At 54.7% G+C, this 23,771-nt stretch carries 23 protein-coding genes and 1 pseudogene; 13 read left to right on the top strand and 11 right to left on the bottom strand.

The window, feature by feature from the left end:
* Positions 1–4 precede the first annotated feature (4 nt).
* Together BH712_RS01970 and BH712_RS01965 are read left to right on the top strand one after the other, a co-directional pair.
* Entirely contained in the window at positions 5–2,986 is a 2,982-nt protein-coding gene (locus BH712_RS01970) for a virulence factor SrfB (protein WP_006810754.1), read from the top strand.
* Entirely contained in the window at positions 2,983–5,157 is a 2,175-nt protein-coding gene (locus tag BH712_RS01965; protein ID WP_006810755.1) for a virulence factor SrfC family protein, read from the top strand. Before BH712_RS01970 ends, BH712_RS01965 begins: the two co-directional genes overlap by 4 nt.
* A gap of 33 nt (positions 5,158–5,190) precedes the next feature.
* Here the strand turns inward: BH712_RS01965 and BH712_RS01960 are convergent, their stop codons facing one another.
* Positions 5,191–5,949 (bottom strand): alpha/beta fold hydrolase, encoded by a 759-nt coding sequence (locus BH712_RS01960; protein ID WP_006810756.1) that lies wholly within the window; start codon positions 5,947–5,949, stop codon positions 5,191–5,193.
* Between the two features lie 86 nt (positions 5,950–6,035).
* Positions 6,036–6,209: a GhoT/OrtT family toxin gene (locus BH712_RS01955; RefSeq protein ID WP_003856960.1), complete on the bottom strand. Its 174-nt coding sequence runs from the start codon at positions 6,207–6,209 to the stop codon at positions 6,036–6,038.
* A gap of 243 nt (positions 6,210–6,452) precedes the next feature.
* Here BH712_RS01955 and BH712_RS01950 point away from each other — a divergent pair, with 243 nt between their 5' ends.
* Genes BH712_RS01950 through BH712_RS01940 form a run of 3 tightly spaced genes read left to right on the top strand, consistent with a single transcriptional unit; the run spans position 6,453 to position 7,346 of the window.
* Entirely contained in the window at positions 6,453–6,779 is a 327-nt protein-coding gene (locus BH712_RS01950; protein ID WP_006810758.1) for a TehB family protein, read from the top strand.
* Between the two features lie 27 nt (positions 6,780–6,806).
* The gene (locus BH712_RS01945; RefSeq protein ID WP_032673849.1) at positions 6,807–7,160 is read left to right on the top strand and encodes a TehB family protein; all 354 of its coding nucleotides are present in this window, start codon (positions 6,807–6,809) and stop codon (positions 7,158–7,160) included.
* Positions 7,161–7,163: 3 nt separating this feature from the next.
* Positions 7,164–7,346, top strand: a complete 183-nt coding sequence (locus BH712_RS01940; protein WP_003856955.1) for a DUF1869 domain-containing protein — start codon at positions 7,164–7,166, stop codon at positions 7,344–7,346.
* A 35-nt stretch (positions 7,347–7,381) separates the two neighbouring features.
* Here BH712_RS01940 and patD read toward each other — a convergent pair whose 3' ends face one another.
* The 3 genes from patD to ymcF form a co-directional block, all read right to left on the bottom strand.
* The gene (patD, locus tag BH712_RS01935) at positions 7,382–8,806 is read right to left on the bottom strand and encodes an aminobutyraldehyde dehydrogenase (protein WP_006810761.1); all 1,425 of its coding nucleotides are present in this window, start codon (positions 8,804–8,806) and stop codon (positions 7,382–7,384) included.
* Positions 8,807–8,946: 140 nt separating this feature from the next.
* Positions 8,947–10,371, bottom strand: a complete 1,425-nt coding sequence (locus BH712_RS01930; protein ID WP_006810762.1) for an aminotransferase-like domain-containing protein — start codon at positions 10,369–10,371, stop codon at positions 8,947–8,949.
* Positions 10,372–10,453: 82 nt separating this feature from the next.
* Positions 10,454–10,642: a cold shock small protein YmcF gene (gene ymcF / locus BH712_RS01925; protein WP_000205128.1), complete on the bottom strand. Its 189-nt coding sequence runs from the start codon at positions 10,640–10,642 to the stop codon at positions 10,454–10,456.
* A 393-nt stretch (positions 10,643–11,035) separates the two neighbouring features.
* Between ymcF and BH712_RS01920 the strand changes: the two genes are divergently transcribed.
* The 4 genes from BH712_RS01920 (at position 11,036) to hslJ (ending at position 14,135) form a co-directional block, all read left to right on the top strand.
* Complete coding sequence (locus BH712_RS01920) at positions 11,036–12,430, top strand: cytochrome ubiquinol oxidase subunit I (RefSeq protein WP_006810764.1); 1,395 nt, start codon at positions 11,036–11,038, stop codon at positions 12,428–12,430.
* A gap of 5 nt (positions 12,431–12,435) precedes the next feature.
* A complete protein-coding gene (cydB, locus tag BH712_RS01915; RefSeq protein WP_006810765.1) occupies positions 12,436–13,446 on the top strand; it encodes a cytochrome d ubiquinol oxidase subunit II in 1,011 nt (336 codons plus the stop codon).
* Complete coding sequence (locus tag BH712_RS01910) at positions 13,446–13,574, top strand: DUF2474 domain-containing protein (protein WP_006810766.1); 129 nt, start codon at positions 13,446–13,448, stop codon at positions 13,572–13,574. Before cydB ends, BH712_RS01910 begins: the two co-directional genes overlap by 1 nt.
* A gap of 123 nt (positions 13,575–13,697) precedes the next feature.
* A complete protein-coding gene (gene hslJ / locus BH712_RS01905; protein WP_006810767.1) occupies positions 13,698–14,135 on the top strand; it encodes a heat shock protein HslJ in 438 nt (145 codons plus the stop codon).
* 1 nt (position 14,136) lies between these two features.
* Here the strand turns inward: hslJ and BH712_RS01900 are convergent, their stop codons facing one another.
* The gene (locus BH712_RS01900) at positions 14,137–14,403 is read right to left on the bottom strand and encodes a putative hemolysin (RefSeq protein ID WP_003856935.1); all 267 of its coding nucleotides are present in this window, start codon (positions 14,401–14,403) and stop codon (positions 14,137–14,139) included.
* A gap of 268 nt (positions 14,404–14,671) precedes the next feature.
* Between BH712_RS01900 and nifJ the strand changes: the two genes are divergently transcribed.
* Both nifJ and ompC read left to right on the top strand, forming a co-directional pair.
* Entirely contained in the window at positions 14,672–18,196 is a 3,525-nt protein-coding gene (gene nifJ, locus BH712_RS01895) for a pyruvate:ferredoxin (flavodoxin) oxidoreductase (protein WP_006810769.1), read from the top strand.
* A gap of 388 nt (positions 18,197–18,584) precedes the next feature.
* Complete coding sequence (gene ompC / locus BH712_RS01890; RefSeq protein ID WP_006810770.1) at positions 18,585–19,712, top strand: porin OmpC; 1,128 nt, start codon at positions 18,585–18,587, stop codon at positions 19,710–19,712.
* Between the two features lie 35 nt (positions 19,713–19,747).
* Here ompC and BH712_RS01885 read toward each other — a convergent pair whose 3' ends face one another.
* The 3 genes from BH712_RS01885 to BH712_RS25255 form a co-directional block, all read right to left on the bottom strand.
* On the bottom strand, positions 19,748–20,170 hold the full coding sequence (locus tag BH712_RS01885) for a GFA family protein (RefSeq protein ID WP_032673851.1): 423 nt from the start codon (positions 20,168–20,170) through the stop codon (positions 19,748–19,750).
* Between the two features lie 3 nt (positions 20,171–20,173).
* Entirely contained in the window at positions 20,174–20,371 is a 198-nt protein-coding gene (locus BH712_RS01880; RefSeq protein WP_003856931.1) for a hypothetical protein, read from the bottom strand.
* Between the two features lie 191 nt (positions 20,372–20,562).
* Positions 20,563–20,694, bottom strand: a complete 132-nt coding sequence (locus BH712_RS25255; RefSeq protein ID WP_006810772.1) for a hypothetical protein — start codon at positions 20,692–20,694, stop codon at positions 20,563–20,565.
* Positions 20,695–20,764: 70 nt separating this feature from the next.
* On the opposite strand from BH712_RS25255, the pseudogene BH712_RS25050 reads away from it, so the two are divergent.
* A pseudogene (locus BH712_RS25050) lies at positions 20,765–20,962 on the top strand (tyrosine-type recombinase/integrase); the annotation flags it as partial.
* A gap of 49 nt (positions 20,963–21,011) precedes the next feature.
* On the top strand, positions 21,012–21,947 hold the full coding sequence (gene ttcA / locus BH712_RS01870) for a tRNA 2-thiocytidine(32) synthetase TtcA (RefSeq protein WP_001186974.1): 936 nt from the start codon (positions 21,012–21,014) through the stop codon (positions 21,945–21,947).
* A 42-nt stretch (positions 21,948–21,989) separates the two neighbouring features.
* On the opposite strand, the gene dbpA is transcribed toward ttcA, so the two are convergent.
* Positions 21,990–23,363: an ATP-dependent RNA helicase DbpA gene (dbpA, locus tag BH712_RS01865; protein WP_006810773.1), complete on the bottom strand. Its 1,374-nt coding sequence runs from the start codon at positions 23,361–23,363 to the stop codon at positions 21,990–21,992.
* A gap of 57 nt (positions 23,364–23,420) precedes the next feature.
* Positions 23,421–23,573, bottom strand: coding sequence for a proline-rich small protein YnaL (gene ynaL / locus BH712_RS24865; protein WP_015570430.1), 153 nt, complete (start codon positions 23,571–23,573; stop codon positions 23,421–23,423).
* Positions 23,574–23,771 lie beyond the last annotated feature (198 nt).

Below are 23,771 nucleotides of genomic sequence, written 5' to 3'. Positions count from 1 at the left end.
TCCTATGCTGGTTAATCTTTGCGACTATAAACAGAGCGTGACGCTGATTGCTAACAGCGGCGTACAGTTTCTCGATTTTGGCCTGACTCCGCAGGATACCGCCAGCAACGGGCGTTTCGTGCGTAAAACGGCAAATGGCCCGCTGCTGCGCCTGGATTTTGATCTGGTTAACGGCCGGTACACCCTGCCCGCCATCAATGGCGGGCAGCCGGAAGTGGTCAAACCTGAAAGCACCATTCCACTGCATGACTCCCTGACCGTGCTCGACGGCGTCTGGCTGCCGCTTCCTTTCCTGCGCTTCAACCCGCCGCGGACGTTTGTTGAAGGCCCGGATAACTGGGCGCGCGTCCAGGTACGAAAGCTTTCCACGCCCGACGCGGCTGGCAATACGCACCGGGTCACCGTCGCGCTCGACAGCCAGATTGCAGAGCATGCGACGTCTGCCCTGTCGCCGGTTGAAAACGATATCCTGAACGGCACGCGTTTCGCACTCGCCTGGCGCGACAGTGAGATTGAAAGTTTCCTCGACCAGACCTGGATTGACGGCTGGCTGCGCGAAGCTTTCACGCAGTTTGCCGACGGGGTTGAAAAACGCTCCGAGCGCGAACTGCATCAGGCCATGCGCAGCTTTGAATATCAGGCGCACTGGCTCAACCTGCTCTCCATGCTCGGTGAACAACTCACCGTGCCGGAAGTGAAGTTTGTCACCCATACCCTGAGCACGCCTGCCATTCCTGTCGATCTGATCCTTGACGTAGGCAACACCCACACCTGCGGCGTGATTATTGAAGATCATGGTGATGCCAACGACGGCCTGCGCCAGACGGCTGAACTTCAGGTACGATCTCTGAGTGAGCCGCAGTTCCTGAATGAGCCGCTGTTTACCAGCCGTCTCGAATTTTCCGAAGCGCGTTTTGGCAAGCAACACTTCTCGGTGGAAAGTGGCCGGGAAGACGCGTTCGTCTGGCCATCGATCGTCCGCGTGGGTGATGAAGCACGTAAGCTGGCGATGCAGCGTCTGGGCACGGAAGGCAACAGTGGCATCTCCAGCCCGCGCCGCTATCTGTGGGATGAAACCCCGGTAGTGCAGGACTGGCGCTTTAGCCAGATGAACAGCAAAACCCAGCGCGAACCGCTGGCCACCGCGTTTCCGCTGATGAACCTGATGAACGACGACGGGGAACCGCTCTTTACGCTGCCGCAGGATGAACGCCTGCCGGTGTTCTCTCCGCAGTACAGCCGCAGCACCCTGATGACGCACATGCTCTGCGAGCTGCTGGCTCAGGCGCTCGGTCAAATTAACAGCGTGGCCACACGTCTGCGGCTTGGTTTCCCGGCTTCTCCGCGCCAGCTGCGGACGCTGATCCTCACCCTGCCTTCGGCGATGCCGAAACAGGAGCGCGAGATTTTCCGTCGCCGCATGTTCGAAGCTATTGCCATCGTCTGGAAAGCGATGGGCTGGCACCCGCAGGATGAGGATTTTGCCAGCCGCAAGCAGCAGGAAAAAAGCGTGGTGCCGGTTCCTGAGATCCACATGGAGTGGGACGAAGCCAGCTGCGGCCAGCTGGTGTGGCTGTATAACGAAGCCATTTCCCACTTCGGTGGCCAGACCGAGGCCTTTTTCGCCTCTCTTGCCCGTCCGGATCGCGCACCTGAGCCGGGCGTCCAGCCGGGACGCGCGCTGCGTGTTGCCTCAATTGATATCGGCGGCGGCACGACGGATATGGCCATCACGCACTATCAGTTAGATGATGGTTCCGGGAATAACGTTAAAATCACCCCGCAGCTACTGTTCCGCGAAGGGTTCAAGGTAGCTGGCGACGATACGCTGCTGGACGTGATCCAGCGCTACGTACTGCCCGCGCTGCAAACGCATCTTCAGAAATCCGGCATAGCCGATGCCCCACAGCTGATGGCATCCCTCTTCGGCGACTCCGGGCGGATTGATACCCAGGCGATACTGCGCCAGCAGACGACGCTTCAGCTCTTTATGCCGATCGGCCACGCGATCCTGGCCGCGTGGGAAGCAAGCGATATTGACGATCCGCTGGCCGGGCTGCATGCCACCTTTGGCGATCTGCTCACGCAAAAACCGACGCGTAACGTGATGAATTACCTCCAGCAGGCGATCGACCATGCATTGCCTGCTGGCTCTGAAAACGTTGATCTGTTCAGCGTACCGCTGCACGTCAATTTCCGGGAGATGCAGGACGCGATGCTGGCGGGCCAGTTCACGCTCGCCGCCCCGCTTCATGCGGTCTGTGAGGCGATCTCTCACTACAGCTGCGATATTCTGCTCATCACGGGACGGCCTGGCTGTCTGCCGGGCGTGCAGGCCTTGATTCGCCACCTGCAACCGGTACCCGTCAACCGCATCGTCTGGCTGGATAAATACCAGGTTCATGAATGGTATCCGTTCAGCCAGCAGGGGCGGATCGGCAACCCGAAATCCACCGCCGCCGTGGGTGCGATGCTCTGTAGCCTGGCGCTCGATCTCCGCCTGCCGCGCTTTAACTTTAAAGCAGCGGATATCGGCGCGTACTCTACGGTGCGCTATCTGGGCGTGCTGGATAACACGATCAATACCCTGCGGGACGAGAACGTCTGGTATCACGATATCGACCTCGATAAACCCGGCGCGAAACTGGACGCCCGTCTGCACTTTCCGCTGCGCGGCAATGTCACCCTCGGCTTCCGGCAACTGGCCAATGCCCGCTGGCCCGCGACGCCGCTCTATACCCTGAGCATCAACTCTGCCGAGCTGGCAAAAGCCATTGCGGGCGACGGCGTACTGAACGTGCGCCTGAAGCTGCGTGGCGGTAACAAGCAGGAAGGCCCGGAATCTTTCGAACTGAGCGACGCCTGGCTACAGGACGGCACGCCAGTGCCGCCGGATGCTCTGACCTTTAAACTGAATACTCTGGCCGATCGCCGACACAGCGGCAGCCACTACTGGATCGACAGCGGGAGCGTATACCTCAAATGACTGCGACGACTGCCACCACTCAGGCCTTAATCGGGTGGATCAACGAGACGCGACAGCACGCTCCGATGCTGGATAACGAAGCCGACGCCCTGCTTGCCCGCCTTAACGCAGCAAGCGCGCGGGAAGAGGCGCTCGATCGCGCCCTTGCCAGCCCGGGCAGCATCGGCTTATACGGCCACTCGCAGGCCGCGAAAGCGCACCTGCTGGCCGCCCTGTGCGGCAGCGGCGACGAACGGCTGAACGTTACGCCGGGTCAGCGCACGTTTGATTACTTCTCGCATATTAATCCCGGGCATGCGCCCACCAACATGGCCGTGCGTTTCAGCAGAGCGTCCGACGAGGTCGCAGACGACACGTTTCCCCTGCGCCTGCGCCTGGTAACGGAGGCCGAGCTTGTGCAGCTGTTTATCGCCCGCACCACGTTAGATCCGCAGATCCGCGCGGTGGATAAATCGGTGATTGAAGCCCGGCTTGAGAAATGGCGTGCGCTACGTCAACCGCAGAGCGTGCCGGGAATGACGGCGCGGGAGGTCGCGACCATTGCCCGGTTCTGGCAGAGCATAGTCCCCGGCGCTAAGCAGCACATTGACGATGCCCTGTGGCACCAGTTTGCCCTTTTGGTTCCGTCGCTTGATCTCAGCACCCGCGCCAGCGTCTGGTCTCTGCTGTGGGGTGAGCAGCAGGAGTTAACCCAGCAGTGGCTGAAGCTCGCCCATGTGCTGCATCAAACCAGCCATGCCAGCGTGCTTGCTGCGCCGTTGAGTCTGCTGGTGGACAGCTTTGGTCTGCCGTGTGAAGGCTTCCTGACTCACGGGGCGTTTACCATGCCGGAAACACAGGAAACCCTCCTTCATCCGGTAAAAAACGGCGAGTTGCTTAATGCCATTAGCCTGCCTGTTGATGTACTGGCATCGCTTACCCGCGAACTGGTGCTGCCCGTTGAGCACTGCGTGCTCGATAACGTTGACATCATTGATATTCCGGCTATTTCTGAAGAACACACGCCGCTGATGACGCAGGCAAAATGCCTGTGGTTGCTGGATCATTATCGTCAGCACATTCAGCCTGATGTTCTGGTTATCTGCAATGCGACGGCGCACCACCAGCAGACGGCAAAAACGGCCAGACGCCTGCAAAACTGGGTTAAAGAGACGCAGCCGGTTGAAGAGTCCGCGTTGCCGGGGCTGGTCTGGGCCATTACCCCTCACGATGCGCGATTCACCACAAAGCAGAATCTGGACGAAGCGGTGCAACAATTGCTGGGCCAGCCGGGTCTGCGCTGGGGAACGCTACAGGCGCTCGATACCCACAGCATGCAGCGGGTGATTGAATGGCTGTCGCAGGCTACCCTACCGGCACAGCGTCAGAAGCGTCTTCACACGCTGAAAAGGTTATTGCAACAGTCGCTGTCGGCGCTGATGCGCCCGTATGTCGGCCCCCTCACTCAGGATCCAGGCGCTGGACGCTCGCAGGCCGAAAAAATGGTCCGAACGCTGCAAGGCAGTGCCGCCCGTCATGGTGAACTGCTTGAAGGACTTCTGCCGCCGTTAAAAGCGTTTGAGACGCTGCTGACCGTTCACCAGCCTCGAGAGGAACAGGTCAACGGTCTGTTTAACGATGTTATCGATCTGTTTGCGGAAGAGACGCAGGAAAATCCTGCCGCGGTGCAGACCAAAGACAAAGCGCGGATGGCTCATAGCGTGTGGGTTAATCATCTGCGTCAGTGGAGTCGCAACGACGCGGCGGCTGCCCGTCTGGGCCTGGACGCAGAGGTTTTACAGCAGATTGCCGATGTGCTGATCGTCACCAGCTACCGGCTGGATCTGCCGCTGCAACTGCAACGGATTGTAGAAACAGATAAAAGCAGCGCTGCGCAGCTGCATGCCGCAACAGGCAATTTCATTAGCTGGCTTGGCTACGAAGTGACGCCCGTCTCTGAACGGCCTGCAAGCCGGATCCGCAAAGGTCAGCCCATTTTCGTGACGCCGGTTGTGAGCAGCGCCTCACCCCGTCTTACCCGACTTGGCGAGCAGCCTGTTCATGCGGCGACAGCCTATGTGTATGACTGGCTGGTTGCGCTCTACACGCGCGCTATTGAGAACGTGGATTATCAGTGTCCGTATGACGTTCAGCCTGCCGCGCGGAAAGCCTTGTCTGCTTTGTTGTCTTAATCATTGCAGCCCGCAGCAATGCGGGCTACCCATTCATGAGCCGTTTATGAAGCCAGACAAAGCCTGAGCCAACGCTGACGGGTTTTCCCAGGACATTGAATGGCCTGCATCAGGGATAATTTTTAACGCAACGCCTTTTTGTTGCAGGCGGTTAAAATCGTCATCAGGCAGAGATAGCTCACCAAAAACTAACATTACCGGGCAGCTCAATGACAAGAACAGGTGTTCCCAGTCAGGTTTGACGCCCTTGACCAGGCTTGTTGCGCCCCGCCAGACGGCCCAGGGGGCATTGCTTTGAAGGCTTCCCGCCCACGGCGACATTTCCGCCCGCAGCATGTCATCATAGCCCTGTTCCAGAAAATGTTGTTCCGTTTGGGCCGCGATTGCCCGGCTGAACATCCCGCCACCCGCATGGAAATTGGGTTCAGACACGATCAGGCCCTTAACGCGCGACGTTAACAGCGTTGCCGTTTCGATCGCGATACTTCCCCCCATGCTATGACCATAGAGCCAAAGACTATCCAGGTCGAGATGGTTTAACAGTTCAACCACCACCTGCGCCTGTTCGCTCGTGCGATAACGGTAGTTGTCAGGTTTGTCACTGTAACCGCTACCGGGAAGATCGATCAGAATGGCTCTGCGCCCCCCGAAACGGGGATCACAGACGATACGAGGATATTCATACGACGATGCGCAGCCCAACCCGTGGATAAACACAACCGGGTCACCGTAACCAGGAAGATCCTGCCAGCGCACAGTGCAGCCTGCTTGCTGCGAATAGAAACTGTTCATAAGCACTCCATGTACAATCAACTGTATATTTATACATGCTCAATGTATGGAATGCTATGTCTGGATGCCGGTTCTGGAAGCGTGCTTCAGAAAAGAGAGATCAACAGGGCAACAGGGAAGCTCATTGGCCAGGTGGAACCCACCAGGAATGCGCTCAACAGGCGAATGCGTTTACGATCTTTAGACAGGAACCAGGTGATTAATGCGCAGATGGAGGCCATGATTGCGTAGAACACCAACATCTTTTGATACAACGTCATTCTGTTTACCTGAGCCGAAAAATAACCGCACGCAATATGCGTCATATGTTGACACAGATCAAGTTTTTTCGTTACATCATAACCACTTAAATACTAAGGATAATAACAACTGAGTACCTTGCGTAACAACGCCGGGTAACGCAAAACGGTTATTATTGATAAGATGCATATTAGATGCACTTTTTGACAAATGCATCCCAGCAGAAAGCAGTCTAATAAGAGCAGGCTTTTAAGGGAGGAAACATGCTACGCATTCCGCAGAGTTGCATTCACACCCGTTCCACGCCTTTCTGGAACAAAGAAACGGCCCCCGCAGGCATTTTTAAACGTCACCTTGATACGGGCACGCGCCCGGGCGTCTACCCTCGCCTGTCGGTGATGCGTGGTGCAGTGCGTTATCTGGGCTATGCTGATGAATTTACACCTGAGCCTGACAGCGAGCTTGTCATTGAAGCGGGTCGTTTCGGCGTTTTCCCGCCAGAGAGATGGCACCACATTGAGCTGATGACCGACGACACCCTGTTCAATATTGAATTCTTTGTTGAACCTGAGGTGCTTAAGTCCCTTTAAGCGCCCGACAGCATGAAGGAAACTATTATGTTACGTATTCCTGAAAACTTTGTTCATACCCGCTCGACCCCGTTCTGGAATAAAGAGACCGCGCCAGAAGCGCTTTTTACCCATCACAACACCAAAGCTGGCGTGTACGGTCGTTTGTCCGTTATGCAGGGTGCGGTGCGTTACTTTGGCTTTGCCGATGGCGATGCCACCGAGCCCGATCTGGACGTGGTGATTGAGGCCGGATCTTTTGGCATCTCTCCACCGCAAAAATGGCACCGCATTGAGCTACTGACCGACGACACCTATTTTAATATCGACTTTTTCGCGGATCCTGCCGTCACGCTTAGCGGTGCGGGTATCGGTAAAGTGGTCAACACGCATAAGGAGTAAATGATGGGTAAGGCTACCTATACCGTGACCGTCACCAACAACAGCAACGGCGTATCGGTGGATTATGAGACCGAGGCGCCCATGGAGCTGTTGATCCCGGACGTTGCGGCAGATGTCGTCAAGGACCTGGTGAATACCGTTCGCGCCTACGATACGGAAAATGAACACGAGGTGTGTGGCTGGTAAGTTGAATCGCCCGGCACTGCGCCGGGCATGAGGGCTTAGTGTTTGATCATCACATGCCGCACAACCGTGTAGTCCTCGAGTCCGTAGACCGACATATCTTTTCCGTAACCGGATAACTTCATCCCACCGTGGGGCATTTCGCTCACCAGCATAAAATGGGTATTGACCCAGGTGCAGCCATACTGCAAACGCGCGCTGAGTCGATGGGCGCGTCCGACGTCTTTGGTCCAGACGGACGAGGCCAGGCCGTATTGCGAATCGTTAGCCCAGGCCAATACCTGCGCTTCATCCTCAAACGTTGTTACGCTGACCACCGGACCAAACACCTCGCGCTGGACGATCGCATCTTCCTGCTTCGCCCCGGCCAGCAGCGTTGGCTGGAAGTAATATCCGGCTCCCTCTTTTTTACTGCCACCGGTGACGACGCGGATATGTCCGAGGGCTTTGGCTTCATCCACGGCAGCACAAACGCGGGAAAGATGCGCTGCGGAGCTGAGCGGTCCCAGCTCCGTTGACGTATCGTCCGGTGCGCCCATCTTCAGGCTGGCAACGGCGGCACCCAGCTTTTCAACCAGCGCGGGATAAATCCCCTTCTGGGCATAAATACGACAGGCCGCAGTACAATCCTGACCGGCATTGTAGAAGCCAAACGTACGCACCCCTTCAACCACGGCCTCCAGATCTGCATCGTCAAAGACAATGACCGGGGCTTTTCCGCCCAATTCCATATGGGTACGTTTCACAGAAGATGCGGTATGCCCGATAATATGTTCTCCGGTAGCGATAGAGCCGGTGAGAGAAACCATACGCACTTTTTCGTGACCGGTCAGCGGATCCCCTACGGTTTTGCCGCGACCAAACAGCACGTTGAGCACGCCTGGCGGGAAGATATCTTTCGCCAGTTCCGCCAGCTTCAGCGCCGTTAATGGCGTAATTTCAGACGGTTTGATAACGACACAGTTTCCCGCCGCCAGCGCGGGTGCCAGCTTCCACGCCGCCATCATCAGAGGATAGTTCCAGGGCGCGATGGAGGCAACGACGCCAACCGGATCGCGGCGAATCATCGAGGTATGTCCTTCGAGGTATTCTCCGGCAGCCAGCCCATTCAGACAGCGGGCGGCCCCGGCAAAGAAGCGAAACACATCGACCACCGCAGGGATCTCATCCCCCTGGACACAATGCAGCGGTTTCCCGCAGTTAAGGGACTCCAGTTGTGCAAAGGCGTCGGCGTTGGCTTCTATCACGTCAGCCAGTTTCAACAGACATTCAGCGCGCGTTTTGGGTGTGGTTTGCCCCCACCCGGTGAAGGCACGATCGGCGGCCTGCACGGCAGCATCTACCTGTGCGGCCGACGCTTCAGCAATTTCCAGTAGCACCTCACCCGTCGCAGGATTGAAAACCGCCTGCTTTTCACCTTCGCCAGCCACCAGTTCACCATTTATCAGCAATTGATTTTGCATAGCATTGTCCTGTTGAAATCGACATTGTTTTTCGCTGTTAGCACACGTTCTGGCGAATCGATACGTGACAACGTCACGCCACCAATCCGCACTCCCTTACTAAAGGTAGTCTGCGCGTCATGCCGCTTCAGGAATTTTCATCAAGGTGTGACTGGAGGCAGCATCATTTCGCGGATTAACGCCGCCAGCTGGACGACCGCCAGCTCCTCCCGCTCGCCCCAGCCCCATGAGGTATTGAAACGGAAAAACGGTGTCCAGATATTGGAGGTGGAAAACATCTTGCCGGGCGCAATGCTGATTTGATGGGTTAAGGCTTTTTCACTCAACCGTCCCGCATCCAGCTGTTCAGGCAGTTCCAGCCATAAAAAGTAACCGCTGTCGTTATGATGAATTTTGACGCCAGAAGGCATATGGCGGAGAAGCGATTGCCAGGCCTGCTGTTTGCGTTCAGCAAGCGTACGCCGCAGGCGACGAAGGTGAGCGTCGTAACGTTTGGTCGCCAGATAATCCACCAGCGCCAGCTGCATGGGAGAACTGGTGGATAACGTACTCATCAGCTGCAACTGCTGGATACGGCGCGCATGTTTTCCCGCCGCCACCCAGCCAATACGGAAACCGGCCACCAGACACTTGGAGAATGAGGAGCAGTGCAACGTCATGTCCTGCTTATCCCAGGCTTTTGCCGGAAGCGGTTTTTCGCGGCCAAAGTAGAGTTCGCTGTAAACATCGTCTTCAATCAGCGTGACGTTATGCCGGGTTAATAAGGCCACCAGCTGAGCTTTCTTCTCTGCACTTAGCGTGAAGCCGAGTGGGTTCTGACTGTTGGTCATCAGCCAGCAGGCTTTCACCGGATAGTCGTTTAACGCCTGCTCAAGGGCACTGAGATCGATGCCCTCCCGAACGTCAGTGGCAATCGACAGCGCTTTCAGTTTCAGGCGTTCAAGCGCCTGGAGCGCGCCATAAAAACAGGGGTTTTCAACGATAACCCAGTCCCCTGGTTCTGTGACAGCCTGCAAACTGAGGTTGAGCGCCTCAAGCGCGCCCGCGGTGATCACAATTTCATCCGGCGAGATATTCATCCCCTGCTGGGCGTAGCGACGGGCAATGGCATGACGTAAATCGACGTTACCCGGCGGCAGATTTTCGATCACGCTCATGGCGGTAGCCGTTTTGCTGACATTAGCCAGCGATCGGTTGAGTTGCTGAAGAGGGAAAAGGCGCGGATCGGGAAACGCCGAGGCAAAAGGAACAACGGAGGGGTCGCGGCTGGCCTGTAGCACATCGAAGATATAGGTGTTGATGTCGACCACTTCTTCGCGCATTACCTGCGCAGGCGGTGCGGGCTGGTGTGTGGTCGGGCGGGCGGCAACGTAATACCCCGACTGCGGTCTGGCAACAATGCGCCCCTGACTTTCCAGCATCTGATACGCGTGGCCCACGGTCATAAAACTCATGCCGCTGCTTGCCACCTGCTCTCGCAGGGAAGGCAGCTTATCGCCCGGCAACCATACGCCAAGCTCAATCTGCGAGATAATTTGTTGCGCCAGACGCTGGTATTTTTTCATCAGATTCTCCTTAATGCTGACAGTGTATATCAGCAGGAGAAAAAGAGAAGATTTTGCTAACTGTTATGGGAAATGCAGTTAATTACTTGCGGTATTCAGTAACGTGATTCTGAGCGAAACGCGCTGCGGCCAGATGGTCGAGCGTGATCATCGGCGATTTGCAGAAAATGCATTTGGCGCCGAACGGATTTTTGTCAGACACGTCAAAAGCTGAGGTGCGGTACTGCGAGCCATGACAGCATGGGCAGCGGAAATGAATATAAGAGGTCATAGGATTCTCCTGTAAACGTAAAAACGTAAATTACTCATGAGCCGATCAGGCAAAAAATGGTTCGATACAAAACGAATCGGAATGTAGATAAAGACCCAAGAGAGGCTGCGGAGAGGCACAACGTGATGAGAACTGCTTTATAAAACTACGTCAGATATTTATTTGGATTCAAAACCAGAAATCCATTAACGCATGTTGCTGGTGACAAAGCAAGCTGTTTAATGCGTAAAAATCATAAAAAGAAATTTTTTATTCTTCTTTGCAAACTATATCAGCCAGATAAAGTTCATCATTTTCTTCAACTGTTATAGCTAAATTATCACTTTCTGATTCTGATATCTCCCCTGGCCCCTCTTTATCATAACAGCACACCTTTTAACATTGAGGCAGTGCATGTTTGGTCTAGATGCGTTTCATCTTGCGCGAATACAGTTCGCCTTTACCGTATCCTTTCATATTATTTTTCCGGCGATCACCATCGGCCTCGCGAGCTATCTCGCCGTGCTGGAAGGGCTGTGGCTGAAAACAAAAAATCCCGTCTGGCGCTCGCTGTACCATTTCTGGTCGAAGATCTTCGCCGTTAACTTCGGTATGGGCGTGGTCTCCGGTCTGGTGATGGCTTACCAGTTTGGCACCAACTGGAGCGGGTTTTCGCAGTTCGCGGGCAGTATTACCGGCCCTCTGCTGACCTATGAAGTCCTTACCGCGTTCTTCCTTGAGGCGGGGTTCCTCGGAGTGATGTTATTTGGCTGGAATAAGGTCGGGCCGGGGCTGCATTTCTTCTCGACCTGCATGGTGGCGCTAGGGACCATCATTTCTACGTTCTGGATCCTCTCGTCAAACAGCTGGATGCAGACACCGCAAGGGTATGAAATCGTTAACGGTCAGGTTGTTCCGGTGGACTGGTTTGCCGTGGTGTTTAATCCCTCCTTCCCTTACCGCCTGCTGCACATGTCGATAGCGGCATTCCTCAGCAGCGCGCTGTTTGTCGGTGCCTCCGCGGCCTGGCATCTGCTGCGCGGAAACAGCACGCTCGCCATTCGCACCATGTTCTCTATGGCGTTATGGATGACGTTGATCGTGGCTCCGATCCAGGCACTGGTGGGGGATATGCACGGGCTTAATACCTTAAAACACCAGCCAGCGAAAATAGCTGCCATTGAAGGCCATTGGGAGAATCTTCCGGGTGAACCTACTCCGCTGCTGCTTTTTGGCTGGCCGGATATGGAGCAGGAGCGGACCCGTTTTAGTCTGGCGATCCCCGCTCTCGGCAGCCTGATCCTGACCCACAGTCTCGATAAACAGGTGCCAGCACTAAAAGCGTTTCCGAAAGAAGATCGTCCGAACGCCACCATTGTCTTCTGGTCTTTCCGCATCATGGCCGGTTTAGGGATGTTGATGCTGATTCTGGGCGTGGCGGCAGTCTGGTTGCGTTACAAACAGCGCCTCTATACCTCACGTCCGTTCCTGTGGTTTGCCCTGCTGATGGGGCCGTCCGGGCTGATCGCGATCCTTGCCGGTTGGGTAACAACGGAAGTCGGCCGCCAGCCGTGGGTCGTCTATGGGCTACAGCGTACGAAGGATGCGGTTTCCGCGCATGGTGATCTGCATATGAGTGTCAGTTTGCTGGCCTTCTTTGTGGTGTATACCGCAGTGTTCGGCGTGGGTTACAGCTATATGGTGCGTTTGATTAAAAAAGGGCCACAGCCCCAGGAGTCCTTCGCGACCGAATTCGATGGCCGCCCTGCTCGTCCGCTTTCCGCCGTCACCACTGAATTTAAGGAGTAACCGTAGTGGGTATCGATCTTTCCATTATCTGGTTCGTTATTATCGTTTTCGCCACATTGATGTATATCGTGATGGATGGTTTTGATCTGGGCATAGGCATCCTGTTTCCGGCAACGCCAAATGCCGACGATCGCGACGTGATGGTCAACAGCGTGGCTCCCGTCTGGGACGGAAACGAAACCTGGCTGGTGCTTGGCGGTGCGGCCCTGTTTGGCGCTTTTCCTCTCGCCTATGCGGTCATCATCGACGCGCTAACCATTCCCCTGACAATAATGCTGATCGGGCTTATCTTTCGCGGAGTCGCCTTTGAATTTCGCTTCAAAGCGACTCCGGCGCACCGCCCGTTCTGGGATAAGGCTTTTATTGGCGGGTCGATTGTCGCAACCTTCAGTCAGGGCGTCACCGTCGGCGCGGTCATCCATGGGTTCAGCGTCACTGGTCGCGCATACAGCGGCGGTCCGTTTGACTGGTTTACCGCGTTTAACCTTTTCTGCGGCGCGGGTCTTGTGGTGGCTTACGCGCTGTCAGGATCAACGTGGCTGGTAATGAAAAGCGAAAATACCCTGCAACAGCGGATGCGCCAGATATCGAAAGTGCTCCTGCTTCTGCTTCTGGTATTCATTGCAGCAATCAGTATCTGGACGCCTCTAGCGCAACCGACCATTGCTGCGCGCTGGTTTACGCTGCCGAATCTGTTTTACCTGCTGCCCGTTCCTGCACTGGTTGTCATCCTCAGTCTGTGCCAGTGGCGCTGCCTGAACGATCCTGCGAGCCATACCCTGCCGTTTATCATGACGATAGGGCTGCTTTTCCTTGGGTTTATCGGGCTTGGGATCAGCATCTGGCCGCATATCATCCCGCCGGACATCACTCTCTGGCAGGCTGCCGCGCCAGCTCAAAGCCAGGGCTTTATGTTAGTGGGTGCACTGTTGATCATTCCCGTCATTCTGGTCTACACCTTCTGGAGTTATTACGTTTTTCGCGGAAAAGTACAGCATGGGGAGGGTTATCACTGATGCAACAACCTTTATGGAAACGTTTGATGTGGCTTGCCATCATCTGGGGTGGCAGCGTACTGGCGCTGGCATGCGTAAGTATGCTCTTCAAAATGCTGATGTCAGCGGCAGGCTTTAAATCGCACTAATTCGCTCACCGGGTGCGCCGCAGCCCGGTCCTTTCTCGCACTTTCAGATAAACCCCATTAACACTCTGGGGGGTATGGTTACACTGAAAAAATATTTACAGCATTGATAGTTTGAGAAGAAAAATGAAAAAGCTCGCGGCAGTAAGTTTAATCAGCCTCGCACTGGCTGGATGCGTTAATCCTGGTAAAGCCTCCGTTCAGACCGATCAGTTAGAGAATCACCGTTTCGTTCTGGAAAACGTGGATGGCAAAGCCGTTAAAGGCGGGAAAACCCTGCCAGAAATCCGCTTTAGTGCGCAGCCCAATATCAGCCTGATTAACAATATTGTCGTTTCCGGCACAATGTGCAACGGCTTCAACGGCCAGGGGAAACTGTCCGAAGGAGAGTTGACGGTCAAAACGCTGGCAATGACCCGGAAACTCTGCACCGAGCCGCAGCTTAATGAACTGGATCAGACCATCGCCGATATGCTACGCAAAGGCGCACAGGTTGACCTGACCGAAGACCAGTTAACGCTGGCGACAGCCGATAAGACATTGATGTTCAAGCGAGTAGAGTAACTCAGTAGCTTCCGCACGAACCTACGGCAAGCGACTGCTCACTACAGCGTTTGCCGTTTGGCAACGCGCACATGCCGATGGCGGAACCGTCGAGCTGGCGGGCAACGGAAAGTGACCCTCCGATCATTGCGCAGTTAGCCTGACCGGAACTGGACATAGCCGCTCGCATACCCGGCGTAACGTGTGCCGCTGTCGCCTGCTGTACAGGTTCATTGCTGCATGCCGACAACAGTAACGCGGCACATCCTACCCAAAATGCTGAACGCATACCTTCCTCCCCGTAGTTAAAGCGAAACCTATGCATAATAGGCATCACGCGCCGCATCGTCGAGAGCGGATGTGCGTATTTATGCGCCCTGGTAACAATTTCTCGCAATTTTTTAACGCGAATAGCCATCCACTCATTGATACAGCGCATACCAGGACACAAAAGCGAAAATCGTAAAACCTGAGCTTTGCTAAAATACACAGATAATATTCAGGGTCTGTCGTCGTTTTACAGGCCCCCTTTTTGCGCAATGTAAGGGTGTTGTCCTATGCAAACTATTGACGGCAATGGTGCAGTCGCGTCTGTTGCGTTTCGTACCAGCGAAGTAATCGCCATCTACCCTATCACCCCAAGTTCCACGATGGCTGAACAGGCAGACGCCTGGGCAGGTAATGGGGTTAAAAACGTCTGGGGCGATGTCCCGCGTGTCGTAGAGATGCAGTCCGAAGCTGGCGCTATTGCCACCGTGCATGGTGCGTTGCAGACCGGTGCCCTGTCGACCTCTTTTACCTCGTCTCAGGGGCTGCTGTTGATGATCCCCACGCTTTACAAGCTGGCAGGACAATTAACGCCGTTTGTTTTGCACGTTGCCGCTCGCACCGTAGCCACGCACGCGCTCTCGATTTTTGGCGACCACTCGGACGTGATGGCCGTTCGTCAGACTGGCTGCGCCATGCTTTGCGCCAGCAGCGTGCAGGAAGCGCAGGACTTCGCGCTCATTTCGCATATCGCCACGCTGAAAAGCCGTGTGCCATTTATTCATTTCTTTGATGGTTTTCGCACCTCCCACGAGATCAATAAAATCGTTCCGCTGCCGGATGACACCCTTCTGAACCTGCTGCCGCAGGCTGACATTGATGCCCATCGCGCGCGTGCCCTCAATCCGGAACATCCGGTGATCCGGGGTACTTCTGCGAACCCGGATACCTATTTCCAGTCCCGCGAGGCGACAAACCCGTGGTACAACGCGGTCTATGAGCACGTTGAACGTGCGATGGACGATTTTGCCGCCGCGACGGGTCGCGAATATAAGCCGTTTGAATATTACGGTCATCCGCAGGCCGAGCGCGTGATCGTCCTGATGGGCTCCGCCATCGGCACTTGCGAAGAGGTGGTCGATGCGCTGCTGACGCGGGGTGAAAAAGTTGGCGTACTTAAAGTTCGCCTCTATCGCCCCTTCTCGGCGAAACATCTGCTCGCAGCCCTGCCGGACAGCGCACGTGCCGTGGCGGTACTAGACCGCACCAAAGAGCCTGGCGCGCAGGCTGAACCACTTTATCTTGACGTGATGACCGCGCTGGCAGAGGCGTTTAACTCCGGTGAGCGTGAAACGCTGCCGCGCGTTATTGGCGGGCGTTATGGATTGTCTTCCAAAGAGTTCGGGCCGGAGTGCGTCCTGGCGGTATTTACTGAACTGCGCGAGTCAAAACCGAAGCCGCGCTTTACGGTCGGCATTTATGATGACGTAACTAACCTTTCCCTCCCCTTGCCAGAAAACACCCTGCCTTCGAATGCGAAACTGGAAGCGCTGTTCTACGGCCTGGGCAGTGACGGCAGCGTCTCGGCGACCAAGAACAACATTAAAATTATCGGCAATTCCACGCCGTGGTATGCGCAAGGCTATTTCGTCTACGACTCCAAAAAAGCGGGCGGGCTGACCGTCTCCCACCTGCGCGTCAGCGAACACCCGATCCGCTCGGCATACCTGATTTCTCAGGCAGATTTTGTTGGCTGTCACCAGCTCCAGTTCATTGATAAATACCAGATGGCCGAGCGCCTGAAGCCCGGCGGTATTTTCCTGATCAACACCCCTTACAGCGCCGATGAGGTCTGGGCGCGTCTGCCACAGGAAGTCCAGGCGGTACTGAACCAGAAACAGGCGCGCCTGTATGTCATTAACGCCGCGAAGATCGCCCGCGAATGCGGCCTGGCCGCGCGCATCAATACGGTCATGCAGATGGCATTCTTCCATCTGACCAATATTCTGCCGGGTGACAGTGCGCTGATGGAACTTCAGGGGGCGATTGCCAAAAGCTACAGCAGCAAAGGTCAGGAGCTGGTTGAGCGCAACTGGCAGGCGCTGGCGCTGGCGCGCGAGTCGCTGTTCGAGGTGCCGTTGCAGCCGGTCAATGCCAGCAGCCCGAACCGGCCACCCGTGGTGTCTGACGCCGCCCCGGATTTCGTCAAAACCGTCACGGCGGCGATGCTTGCGGGTTTGGGTGATACCCTTCCCGTCTCTGCGCTTCCGCCTGACGGCACCTGGCCGATGGGCACAACCCGCTGGGAAAAACGCAATATTGCCGAAGCGATCCCTATCTGGAAAGAAGAGCTGTGCACCCAGTGCAACCACTGCGTCGCGGCCTGCCCGCACTCCGCCATTCGCGCCAAAGTGGTGTCCCCAGAAGCGTTGGCTGCCGCACCGGAAAGTCTGCACTCGCTGGATGTAAAATCCCGCGATATGCGTGGCCAGAAATATGTTCTTCAGGTGGCGCCGGAAGACTGTACCGGCTGTAACCTGTGCGTCGAGGTGTGCCCGGCGAAAGATCGTCAGGATCCGTCAATCAAAGCCATCAATATGATGTCGCGTCTGGAACATGTTGAAGAAGAGAAAGTGAATTATGATTTCTTCCTCGACCTGCCTGAAATCGATCGCAACAAGCTGGAACGCATTGACATTCGTACCTCGCAACTCATCACCCCGCTCTTTGAGTACTCCGGGGCGTGCTCAGGCTGCGGTGAAACGCCGTATATCAAACTGCTTACCCAGCTTTACGGCGACCGGATGCTGATTGCCAACGCGACGGGCTGTTCGTCCATCTACGGGGGTAACCTGCCGTCCACGCCTTATACCACCGACGCGAATGGTCGCGGTCCGGCGTGGGCAAACTCGCTTTTCGAGGATAACGCAGAATTTGGTCTGGGGTTCCGTCTGACGGTCGATCAGCACCGCGCCCGCGTAATGCGTTTGCTGGCACAGTTTGCCGATAAGATCCCGGCGGAACTGAATGACGCGCTGCATGCGGAGGCCACACCTGACGTTCGTCGTGCCCAGGTTGCTGAACTGCATAACGCGCTTCAGGGTACTGAGGGGGCTGAACAACTGCTGACCGATGCGGACGCGCTGGTAGAAAAATCTGTCTGGCTGATTGGCGGTGACGGATGGGCCTATGATATTGGGTTTGGTGGTCTTGACCATGTCCTGAGCCTGACCGAAAACGTCAATATTCTGGTGCTCGATACTCAGTGTTATTCCAACACCGGCGGACAGGCATCAAAAGCAACGCCATTGGGTGCGGTCACGAAATTTGGTGAGCATGGCAAGCGCAAGGCGCGGAAAGATCTGGGCGTCAGCATGATGATGTATGGACACGTCTACGTCGCGCAGATTTCACTGGGCGCGCAGCTTAACCAGACGGTGAAAGCCATACAGGAAGCGGAGGCGTATCCTGGCCCGTCGCTGATCATCGCCTACAGCCCGTGTGAAGAGCATGGCTACGATCTGGCGCTCAGTCACGACCAGATGCGTCAGCTCACCGCTACCGGCTTCTGGCCGCTGTACCGCTTTGATCCGCGCCGTGCCGATGAAGGGAAATTACCGCTGGCGCTGGATTCGCGTCCGCCATCAGACGCGCTTGCCGAAACCTTACTTCAGGAGCAGCGTTTCCGCCGACTGAACGCCCAACAGCCAGAAGTAGCGGAGCAGCTATGGAAGGATGCGGCAGCAGATCTTCAGAAACGATATGACTTCCTGGCGCAACTGGCAGGGAAAGCCGAAAAATCGACCAGTGATTAATCCCTGTGCCCGGCTTGTCCGGGCATTTTTTTGCCAGAAAAAAAGCCCGATGCACGTGCACCGGGCTAATCCAGAAGATCGGTGAAAATTGCCTCAATGTTCTGAGAAATATTCACATGAATTATGGATGAAGAAATCTTAAAGGCATATAACGGCGTGGAGATTACCCTATTTCACTCATGATTAATAATTTTTATTTTGTATTGATTCCAACAACTCATTCACTGCATCAATCGCTATTTCAATCGCATCATTTGGTTTAGATTTTACTTAACCCGTAACAATTATAATTTATTCATCCGCCGCCAGAGTGATTTAGCATGGGACACCTTTCCAGCCCGGAAAGTTCACTAAGCAATAAAAAAATAACTGCAAAGGAATAATCAAAATGCAAAGAAAAGTACTGGCACTGATGATCCCCGCTCTGTTAATGGCTGGAGCAACCCACGCAGCTGAAATTTATAATAAAGACGGCAATAAACTGGATCTGTATGGCAAAGTAGATGGTCTGCATTATTTCTCTGACGACACATCTAAAGATGGCGACCAAACCTATATGCGTCTGGGCTTCAAAGGTGAAACCCAAATCAACGACATGATGACCGGCTTCGCACAGTGGGAATACAACATTCAGGCAAACAACACCGAAGGGTCTGACAATCAGTCCTGGACGCGTCTGGCCTTCGCGGGTGTGAAGTTTGGTGACTACGGCTCCTTCGATTATGGCCGTAACTATGGCGTCCTGTACGACGTGGAAGGCTGGACCGATATGCTGCCAGAATTTGGTGGCGACTCTTATACTAACGCCGATAACTTCATGACTGGTCGTGCAAACGGCGTGGCGACCTATCGTAACACCGACTTCTTTGGTCTGGTGCAGGGTCTGGACTTCGCGGTGCAGTATCAGGGTAATAATGAAGGTAACAACTGCGACGAGAATTTCTGCTCTACCAATGAAGGGACCAACAACGGTCGTGATACACGTCATGAGAATGGTGACGGTTACGGTATATCTGCGACATATGATTTCGGCATGGGCTTCAGCGCGGGTGCGGCATATGCCTCTTCTGACCGTACCAACGATCAGGTGAATTACACCACTGCGGGCGGCGACACTGCGGATGCCTGGACCGCTGGCCTGAAATACGACGCCAACAATATTTACCTGGCGGCAATGTATTCCGAAACCCGTAATATGACGCCGTACGGTGACAATGCGGATGCGGTGGCAAACAAAACCCAGAACTTTGAAGTGACCGCACAATATCAGTTTGACTTCGGCCTGCGTCCGGCTATTTCGTATTTACAGTCCAAAGGTAAAGATCTGGGCAATGGCCAGGACGATAAAGATCTGGTGAAATATGCTGATGTAGGTGCTACCTACTATTTCAACAAAAATATGTCCACCTATGTTGATTATAAAATCAACCTGCTGGATGAAGATGATTCATTCTACAAAAACAATGGCATCGGCACCGATGACATCGTAGCGTTAGGTCTGGTTTACCAGTTCTAATCCCGTTAGCCCGCAGCGATCTGCGGGCTAATTTTTTATCTCTGTTTCGCCTCTTCTTTGCGGAAAGAGAGATAGCCAATTACCCCGCTGTCGCCATCCGCAGGATGATTTACTCCATCCATTACCACCACCTCCGGGAAGTCGAAAGGCGTGACATTTTCCAGACAGGCGACATTCACACCATATTCATTGGGATTGGAACGCCGCTGATGGAACGTATAAATACCGCAGATCGAGCAGAAGAAATGGCGCGCCGTGCCGGTGTTGAAACGGTACTCTGTGAGCGCATCCGCGCCCTGCGTCACCTTAATGCCCGTTAATGGCGCGGAAACCACTACCGCTCCACGCATCCTGCAAAATGAACAGCTACATCGACGTGCGGTATTCAGGCCGTCCGTCAGCTCAACTGTAAATTTCACCGCCCCACAATGACACTGTGCAAGACGAATGTCAGCCATCGTTTATACCCCTTTTCTCACTAACTCAGCGGCTTTTAGAAAAACCTCATCTTCGACACCATCTCCCTTCTGTCTGCCGAGCCTCACCAGCTCATCGACAATACTTTCACGGTTGATGATCTTCTGCGATGAAACCAGCCCAATTACGGCAGCGCCAATCGCCAGCCCAACTAATCCTGTTTGCTCGTCTTTATTCTTCATAGAAGTGCTCCCTTGTCCCTCTCAAAAAGCGTAGCAGGAGTACTGTAAAACACGCTGGCACGCAGGTATGAGATCCGTGCTTTATCGCCCGGCAAAACAGGGGATCGGTCATCAGACAATGTTGACGAGGATAGGGTTGATAGCGGTGCCGTAATTTAGGTTAAAACCGCCTTCGTGAAGGCGGCTTGTCATCACTCTGGATCTTTATCACCTGATTCAGGCGCTGAGCCAGGATCATCTTTCGGTTTTTTTCCATCCTTTTCCGGGTTTTCCGGGCTGGGGTTATAATCAGGATGGTCACCATTAACGGGACGGTCAGTCATTTTCACCTCCGTTTTTACTGCGTAAGCTGTAAGTGTAGACAACCCTTCAGTCTTAACCAAACTTCTCCTGTGGGGCTCATTTGTAAATCGTGCTGGCATTCGTCGCTGCAATCCGTACCATACACGGCACACTTTCGCATGCTGGTTTTTACCGGCAGCCGCAAACCCGTCTTTAAATGCTAACCAGATGGGGCACGAAAATGCGCTGATGGTGTATGAAATCTATGCTACATGGATAGAAGAGATGAACACGAAGCTGACGCTTTGAAGTCGTTTTCCTCACCCTGTGCCCCATTTAAGATCTGAGTAACGTATAAATGCAACAAAATCAAGAAATTAACAAAAAAGAACAATACAACCTGAATAAACTGCAAAAGCGACTGCGCCGTAACGTGGGCGAAGCCATTGCAGACTTCAACATGATTGAAGAAGGCGATCGCATCATGGTCTGCCTGTCGGGCGGTAAAGACAGCTATACCATGCTGGAGATCCTGCGCAATCTTCAGCAAAGCGCACCGGTGAACTTTTCCCTGGTCGCGGTTAACCTCGATCAAAAACAGCCTGGCTTCCCGGAGCATATCCTGCCTGAATACCTGGAAAACCTGGGCGTTGAGTACAAAATCGTAGAAGAGAATACCTACGGCATTGTTAAAGAGAAGATCCCAGAGGGCAAAACGACCTGCTCGCTCTGCTCACGTTTACGTCGCGGCATTCTGTACCGCACCGCAACTGAACTGGGCGCCACCAAAATTGCGCTTGGTCATCACCGGGACGACATTCTGCAAACGCTGTTTCTGAATATGTTCTACGGCGGCAAAATGAAGGGAATGCCACCGAAGCTGATGAGCGATGACGGCAAACACATCGTGATCCGCCCACTCGCCTACTGCCGCGAGAAAGACATTGAGCGTTTCTCTCAGGCCAAAGCCTTCCCTATCATTCCATGCAATCTGTGCGGCTCACAGCCGAACCTGCAACGTCAGGTCATTGGCGACATGCTGCGTGACTGGGATAAACGCTATCCGGGCCGCATCGAAACCATGTTCAGCGCCATGCAGAACGTGGTGCCTTCGCACCTCGCGGATGTTGAACTGTTCGATTTCAAAGGGATTAACCACGGATCAGAGGTGGTAAATGGCGGGGATCTGGCGTTTGACCGGGAAGAGATCCCGATGCAACCTGCTGGCTGGCAGCCAGAGGAAGAAGATGCGCAATTCGATGAACTGCGCCTGAACGTGGTAGAAGTCAAATAACCTGACCGCGTCTCAGATATCGTTTCTGAGACGCTTTCAAGCTTACTTCAGGAGCCGAACGCGGCAGGTTTTCCCTTTAATCTTCCCGCCCTGCAACTGTTTCCAGGCCTTATGCGCAACCGCCTGGCGAACCGCTACGTAAACATGTGCAGGATGGACCGTGATCTTGCCAATATCTGCCCCGTCGAGACCGATATCCCCTGTTAATGCCCCCAGAACGTCACCGGGACGCATTTTAGCCTTTTTACCGCCGTCGATGCACAGCGTGGCCATTTCCGCCGCCAGCGGAGCAATACTGATATTACCTGGGGCACTCACCCAGTTAAGTTTCAGTTGCAGCATTTCCGCAAGAATATTGGCGCGTTGCGCCTCTTCAGGTGCACAAAAGCTGATGGCGAGACCACTGTTACCCGCACGTGCGGTACGCCCGATACGGTGGACATGCACTTCCGGATCCCATGCCAGTTCGAAATTGACCACCAGCTCAAGCGATTTGATATCCAGGCCACGGGCAGCGACATCCGTTGCAACCAGCACGCGAGCGCTGCCGTTAGCGAAACGTACCAGCGTCTGATCGCGATCGCGCTGTTCCAGATCGCCATGCAGCGATAATGCGCTCTGCCCGGCGTCATTCAGGGCATCACACACCGCCTGACAATCTTTTTTGGTATTACAGAACACCACGCAGGACGCAGGCTGGTGTTGGCTCAGCAACTTTTGCAGCAGTGGAATTTTGCCCTGCTGCGATGTCTCGAAGAACTGCTGCTCAATCGCTGGCAACGCATCGACAGTATCAATTTCAATGGTCAGGGGGTTCTTTTGCACACGCCCGCTGATCGCCGCAATGGCCTCTGGCCAGGTGGCAGAAAAGAGCAGCGTCTGACGTGTGGCTGGCGCAAAGCGGATCACTTCGTCAATCGCATCGCTGAAGCCCATGTCCAGCATGCGGTCAGCTTCATCCATCACCAGCGTTTGCAGTGCATCGAGTGAAACGGTGCCTTTTTGCAGGTGATCAAGCAGACGCCCCGGCGTGGCCACAATGATATGCGGCGCATGCTGAAGGGAATCGCGCTGCGCACCGAACGGTTGCCCGCCGCAGAGCGTTAAAATTTTGGTGTTAGGCAAAAAACGCGCCAGGCGACGCAACTCCCCCGCGACCTGGTCGGCCAGCTCACGCGTCGGGCAGAGTATCAGGGACTGGGTCTGAAACAGGGTTGCATCAATGTGTTGTAACAGGCCCAGACCGAATGCAGCCGTTTTTCCACTGCCGGTTTTCGCCTGCACGCGCACGTCACGGCCTTCGAGGATGGCCGGCAGAGCGGCGGCCTGGACGGGGGTCATAGTCAGGTAGCCCAACTCATTCAGGTTAGACAGTTGGGCTTCAGGCAGAACGTTCAGCGTGGAAAAAGCGGTCACAATATACTCTCGTGGTGATGATTGCAGTCAGATGGCGCGTATCCTCGCAGATCTCCGCTAACGATGCGACAATTTAATCGGTTCTTCATCCGGTGGCGGATCTGGCATCGGCTGCGGACGTGGGACAGGATCGGGTATCGGCGTCGGATCGGTGGGCACCGGATCGGACTGCCAGGTGTTCAGGCGTTGCAGGGCAAGTAGCATACTCATCTTTTCCTCCTGATTAGGGTGCTGACCCCTAAAGGGTAGACGCAGATAAACAGGAGGCAAAAAAAAGCCGACTATGAAGTCGGCGTCGTACGAATCAATTGTGCTATGCAGTAATTCAAAAAAAGGAAGTAAGACAATATGGAGCGCAACGCCCATCGCTTGACGTTGCATTCACCTGCGGGAGTAATATTGCACCTA

This window comes from Enterobacter hormaechei ATCC 49162, from assembly GCF_001875655.1.
Taxonomy (GTDB): domain Bacteria; phylum Pseudomonadota; class Gammaproteobacteria; order Enterobacterales; family Enterobacteriaceae; genus Enterobacter; species Enterobacter hormaechei.
This window is presented reverse-complemented; position numbering and strand designations above follow the sequence as displayed.

What these genes read in the sequence shown, in the direction of transcription:
- BH712_RS01970 (WP_006810754.1), top strand. Translation starts at nt 5, where the DNA reads ATGCTGGTTAATCTTTGCGACTATAAACAGAGCGTGACGCTGATTGCT.
- BH712_RS01965 (WP_006810755.1), top strand. Translation starts at nt 2,983, where the DNA reads ATGACTGCGACGACTGCCACCACTCAGGCCTTAATCGGGTGGATCAAC.
- BH712_RS01960 (WP_006810756.1), bottom strand. Translation starts at nt 5,949, where the DNA reads ATGAACAGTTTCTATTCGCAGCAAGCAGGCTGCACTGTGCGCTGGCAG.
- BH712_RS01955 (WP_003856960.1), bottom strand. Translation starts at nt 6,209, where the DNA reads ATGACGTTGTATCAAAAGATGTTGGTGTTCTACGCAATCATGGCCTCC.
- BH712_RS01950 (WP_006810758.1), top strand. Translation starts at nt 6,453, where the DNA reads ATGCTACGCATTCCGCAGAGTTGCATTCACACCCGTTCCACGCCTTTC.
- BH712_RS01945 (WP_032673849.1), top strand. Translation starts at nt 6,807, where the DNA reads ATGTTACGTATTCCTGAAAACTTTGTTCATACCCGCTCGACCCCGTTC.
- BH712_RS01940 (WP_003856955.1), top strand. Translation starts at nt 7,164, where the DNA reads ATGGGTAAGGCTACCTATACCGTGACCGTCACCAACAACAGCAACGGC.
- patD (WP_006810761.1), bottom strand. Translation starts at nt 8,806, where the DNA reads ATGCAAAATCAATTGCTGATAAATGGTGAACTGGTGGCTGGCGAAGGT.
- BH712_RS01930 (WP_006810762.1), bottom strand. Translation starts at nt 10,371, where the DNA reads ATGAAAAAATACCAGCGTCTGGCGCAACAAATTATCTCGCAGATTGAG.
- ymcF (WP_000205128.1), bottom strand. Translation starts at nt 10,642, where the DNA reads ATGACCTCTTATATTCATTTCCGCTGCCCATGCTGTCATGGCTCGCAG.
- BH712_RS01920 (WP_006810764.1), top strand. Translation starts at nt 11,036, where the DNA reads ATGTTTGGTCTAGATGCGTTTCATCTTGCGCGAATACAGTTCGCCTTT.
- BH712_RS01910 (WP_006810766.1), top strand. Translation starts at nt 13,446, where the DNA reads ATGCAACAACCTTTATGGAAACGTTTGATGTGGCTTGCCATCATCTGG.
- hslJ (WP_006810767.1), top strand. Translation starts at nt 13,698, where the DNA reads ATGAAAAAGCTCGCGGCAGTAAGTTTAATCAGCCTCGCACTGGCTGGA.
- BH712_RS01900 (WP_003856935.1), bottom strand. Translation starts at nt 14,403, where the DNA reads ATGCGTTCAGCATTTTGGGTAGGATGTGCCGCGTTACTGTTGTCGGCA.
- nifJ (WP_006810769.1), top strand. Translation starts at nt 14,672, where the DNA reads ATGCAAACTATTGACGGCAATGGTGCAGTCGCGTCTGTTGCGTTTCGT.
- ompC (WP_006810770.1), top strand. Translation starts at nt 18,585, where the DNA reads ATGCAAAGAAAAGTACTGGCACTGATGATCCCCGCTCTGTTAATGGCT.
- BH712_RS01885 (WP_032673851.1), bottom strand. Translation starts at nt 20,170, where the DNA reads ATGGCTGACATTCGTCTTGCACAGTGTCATTGTGGGGCGGTGAAATTT.
- BH712_RS01880 (WP_003856931.1), bottom strand. Translation starts at nt 20,371, where the DNA reads ATGAAGAATAAAGACGAGCAAACAGGATTAGTTGGGCTGGCGATTGGC.
- BH712_RS25255 (WP_006810772.1), bottom strand. Translation starts at nt 20,694, where the DNA reads ATGACTGACCGTCCCGTTAATGGTGACCATCCTGATTATAACCCCAGC.
- ttcA (WP_001186974.1), top strand. Translation starts at nt 21,012, where the DNA reads ATGCAACAAAATCAAGAAATTAACAAAAAAGAACAATACAACCTGAAT.
- ynaL (WP_015570430.1), bottom strand. Translation starts at nt 23,573, where the DNA reads ATGAGTATGCTACTTGCCCTGCAACGCCTGAACACCTGGCAGTCCGAT.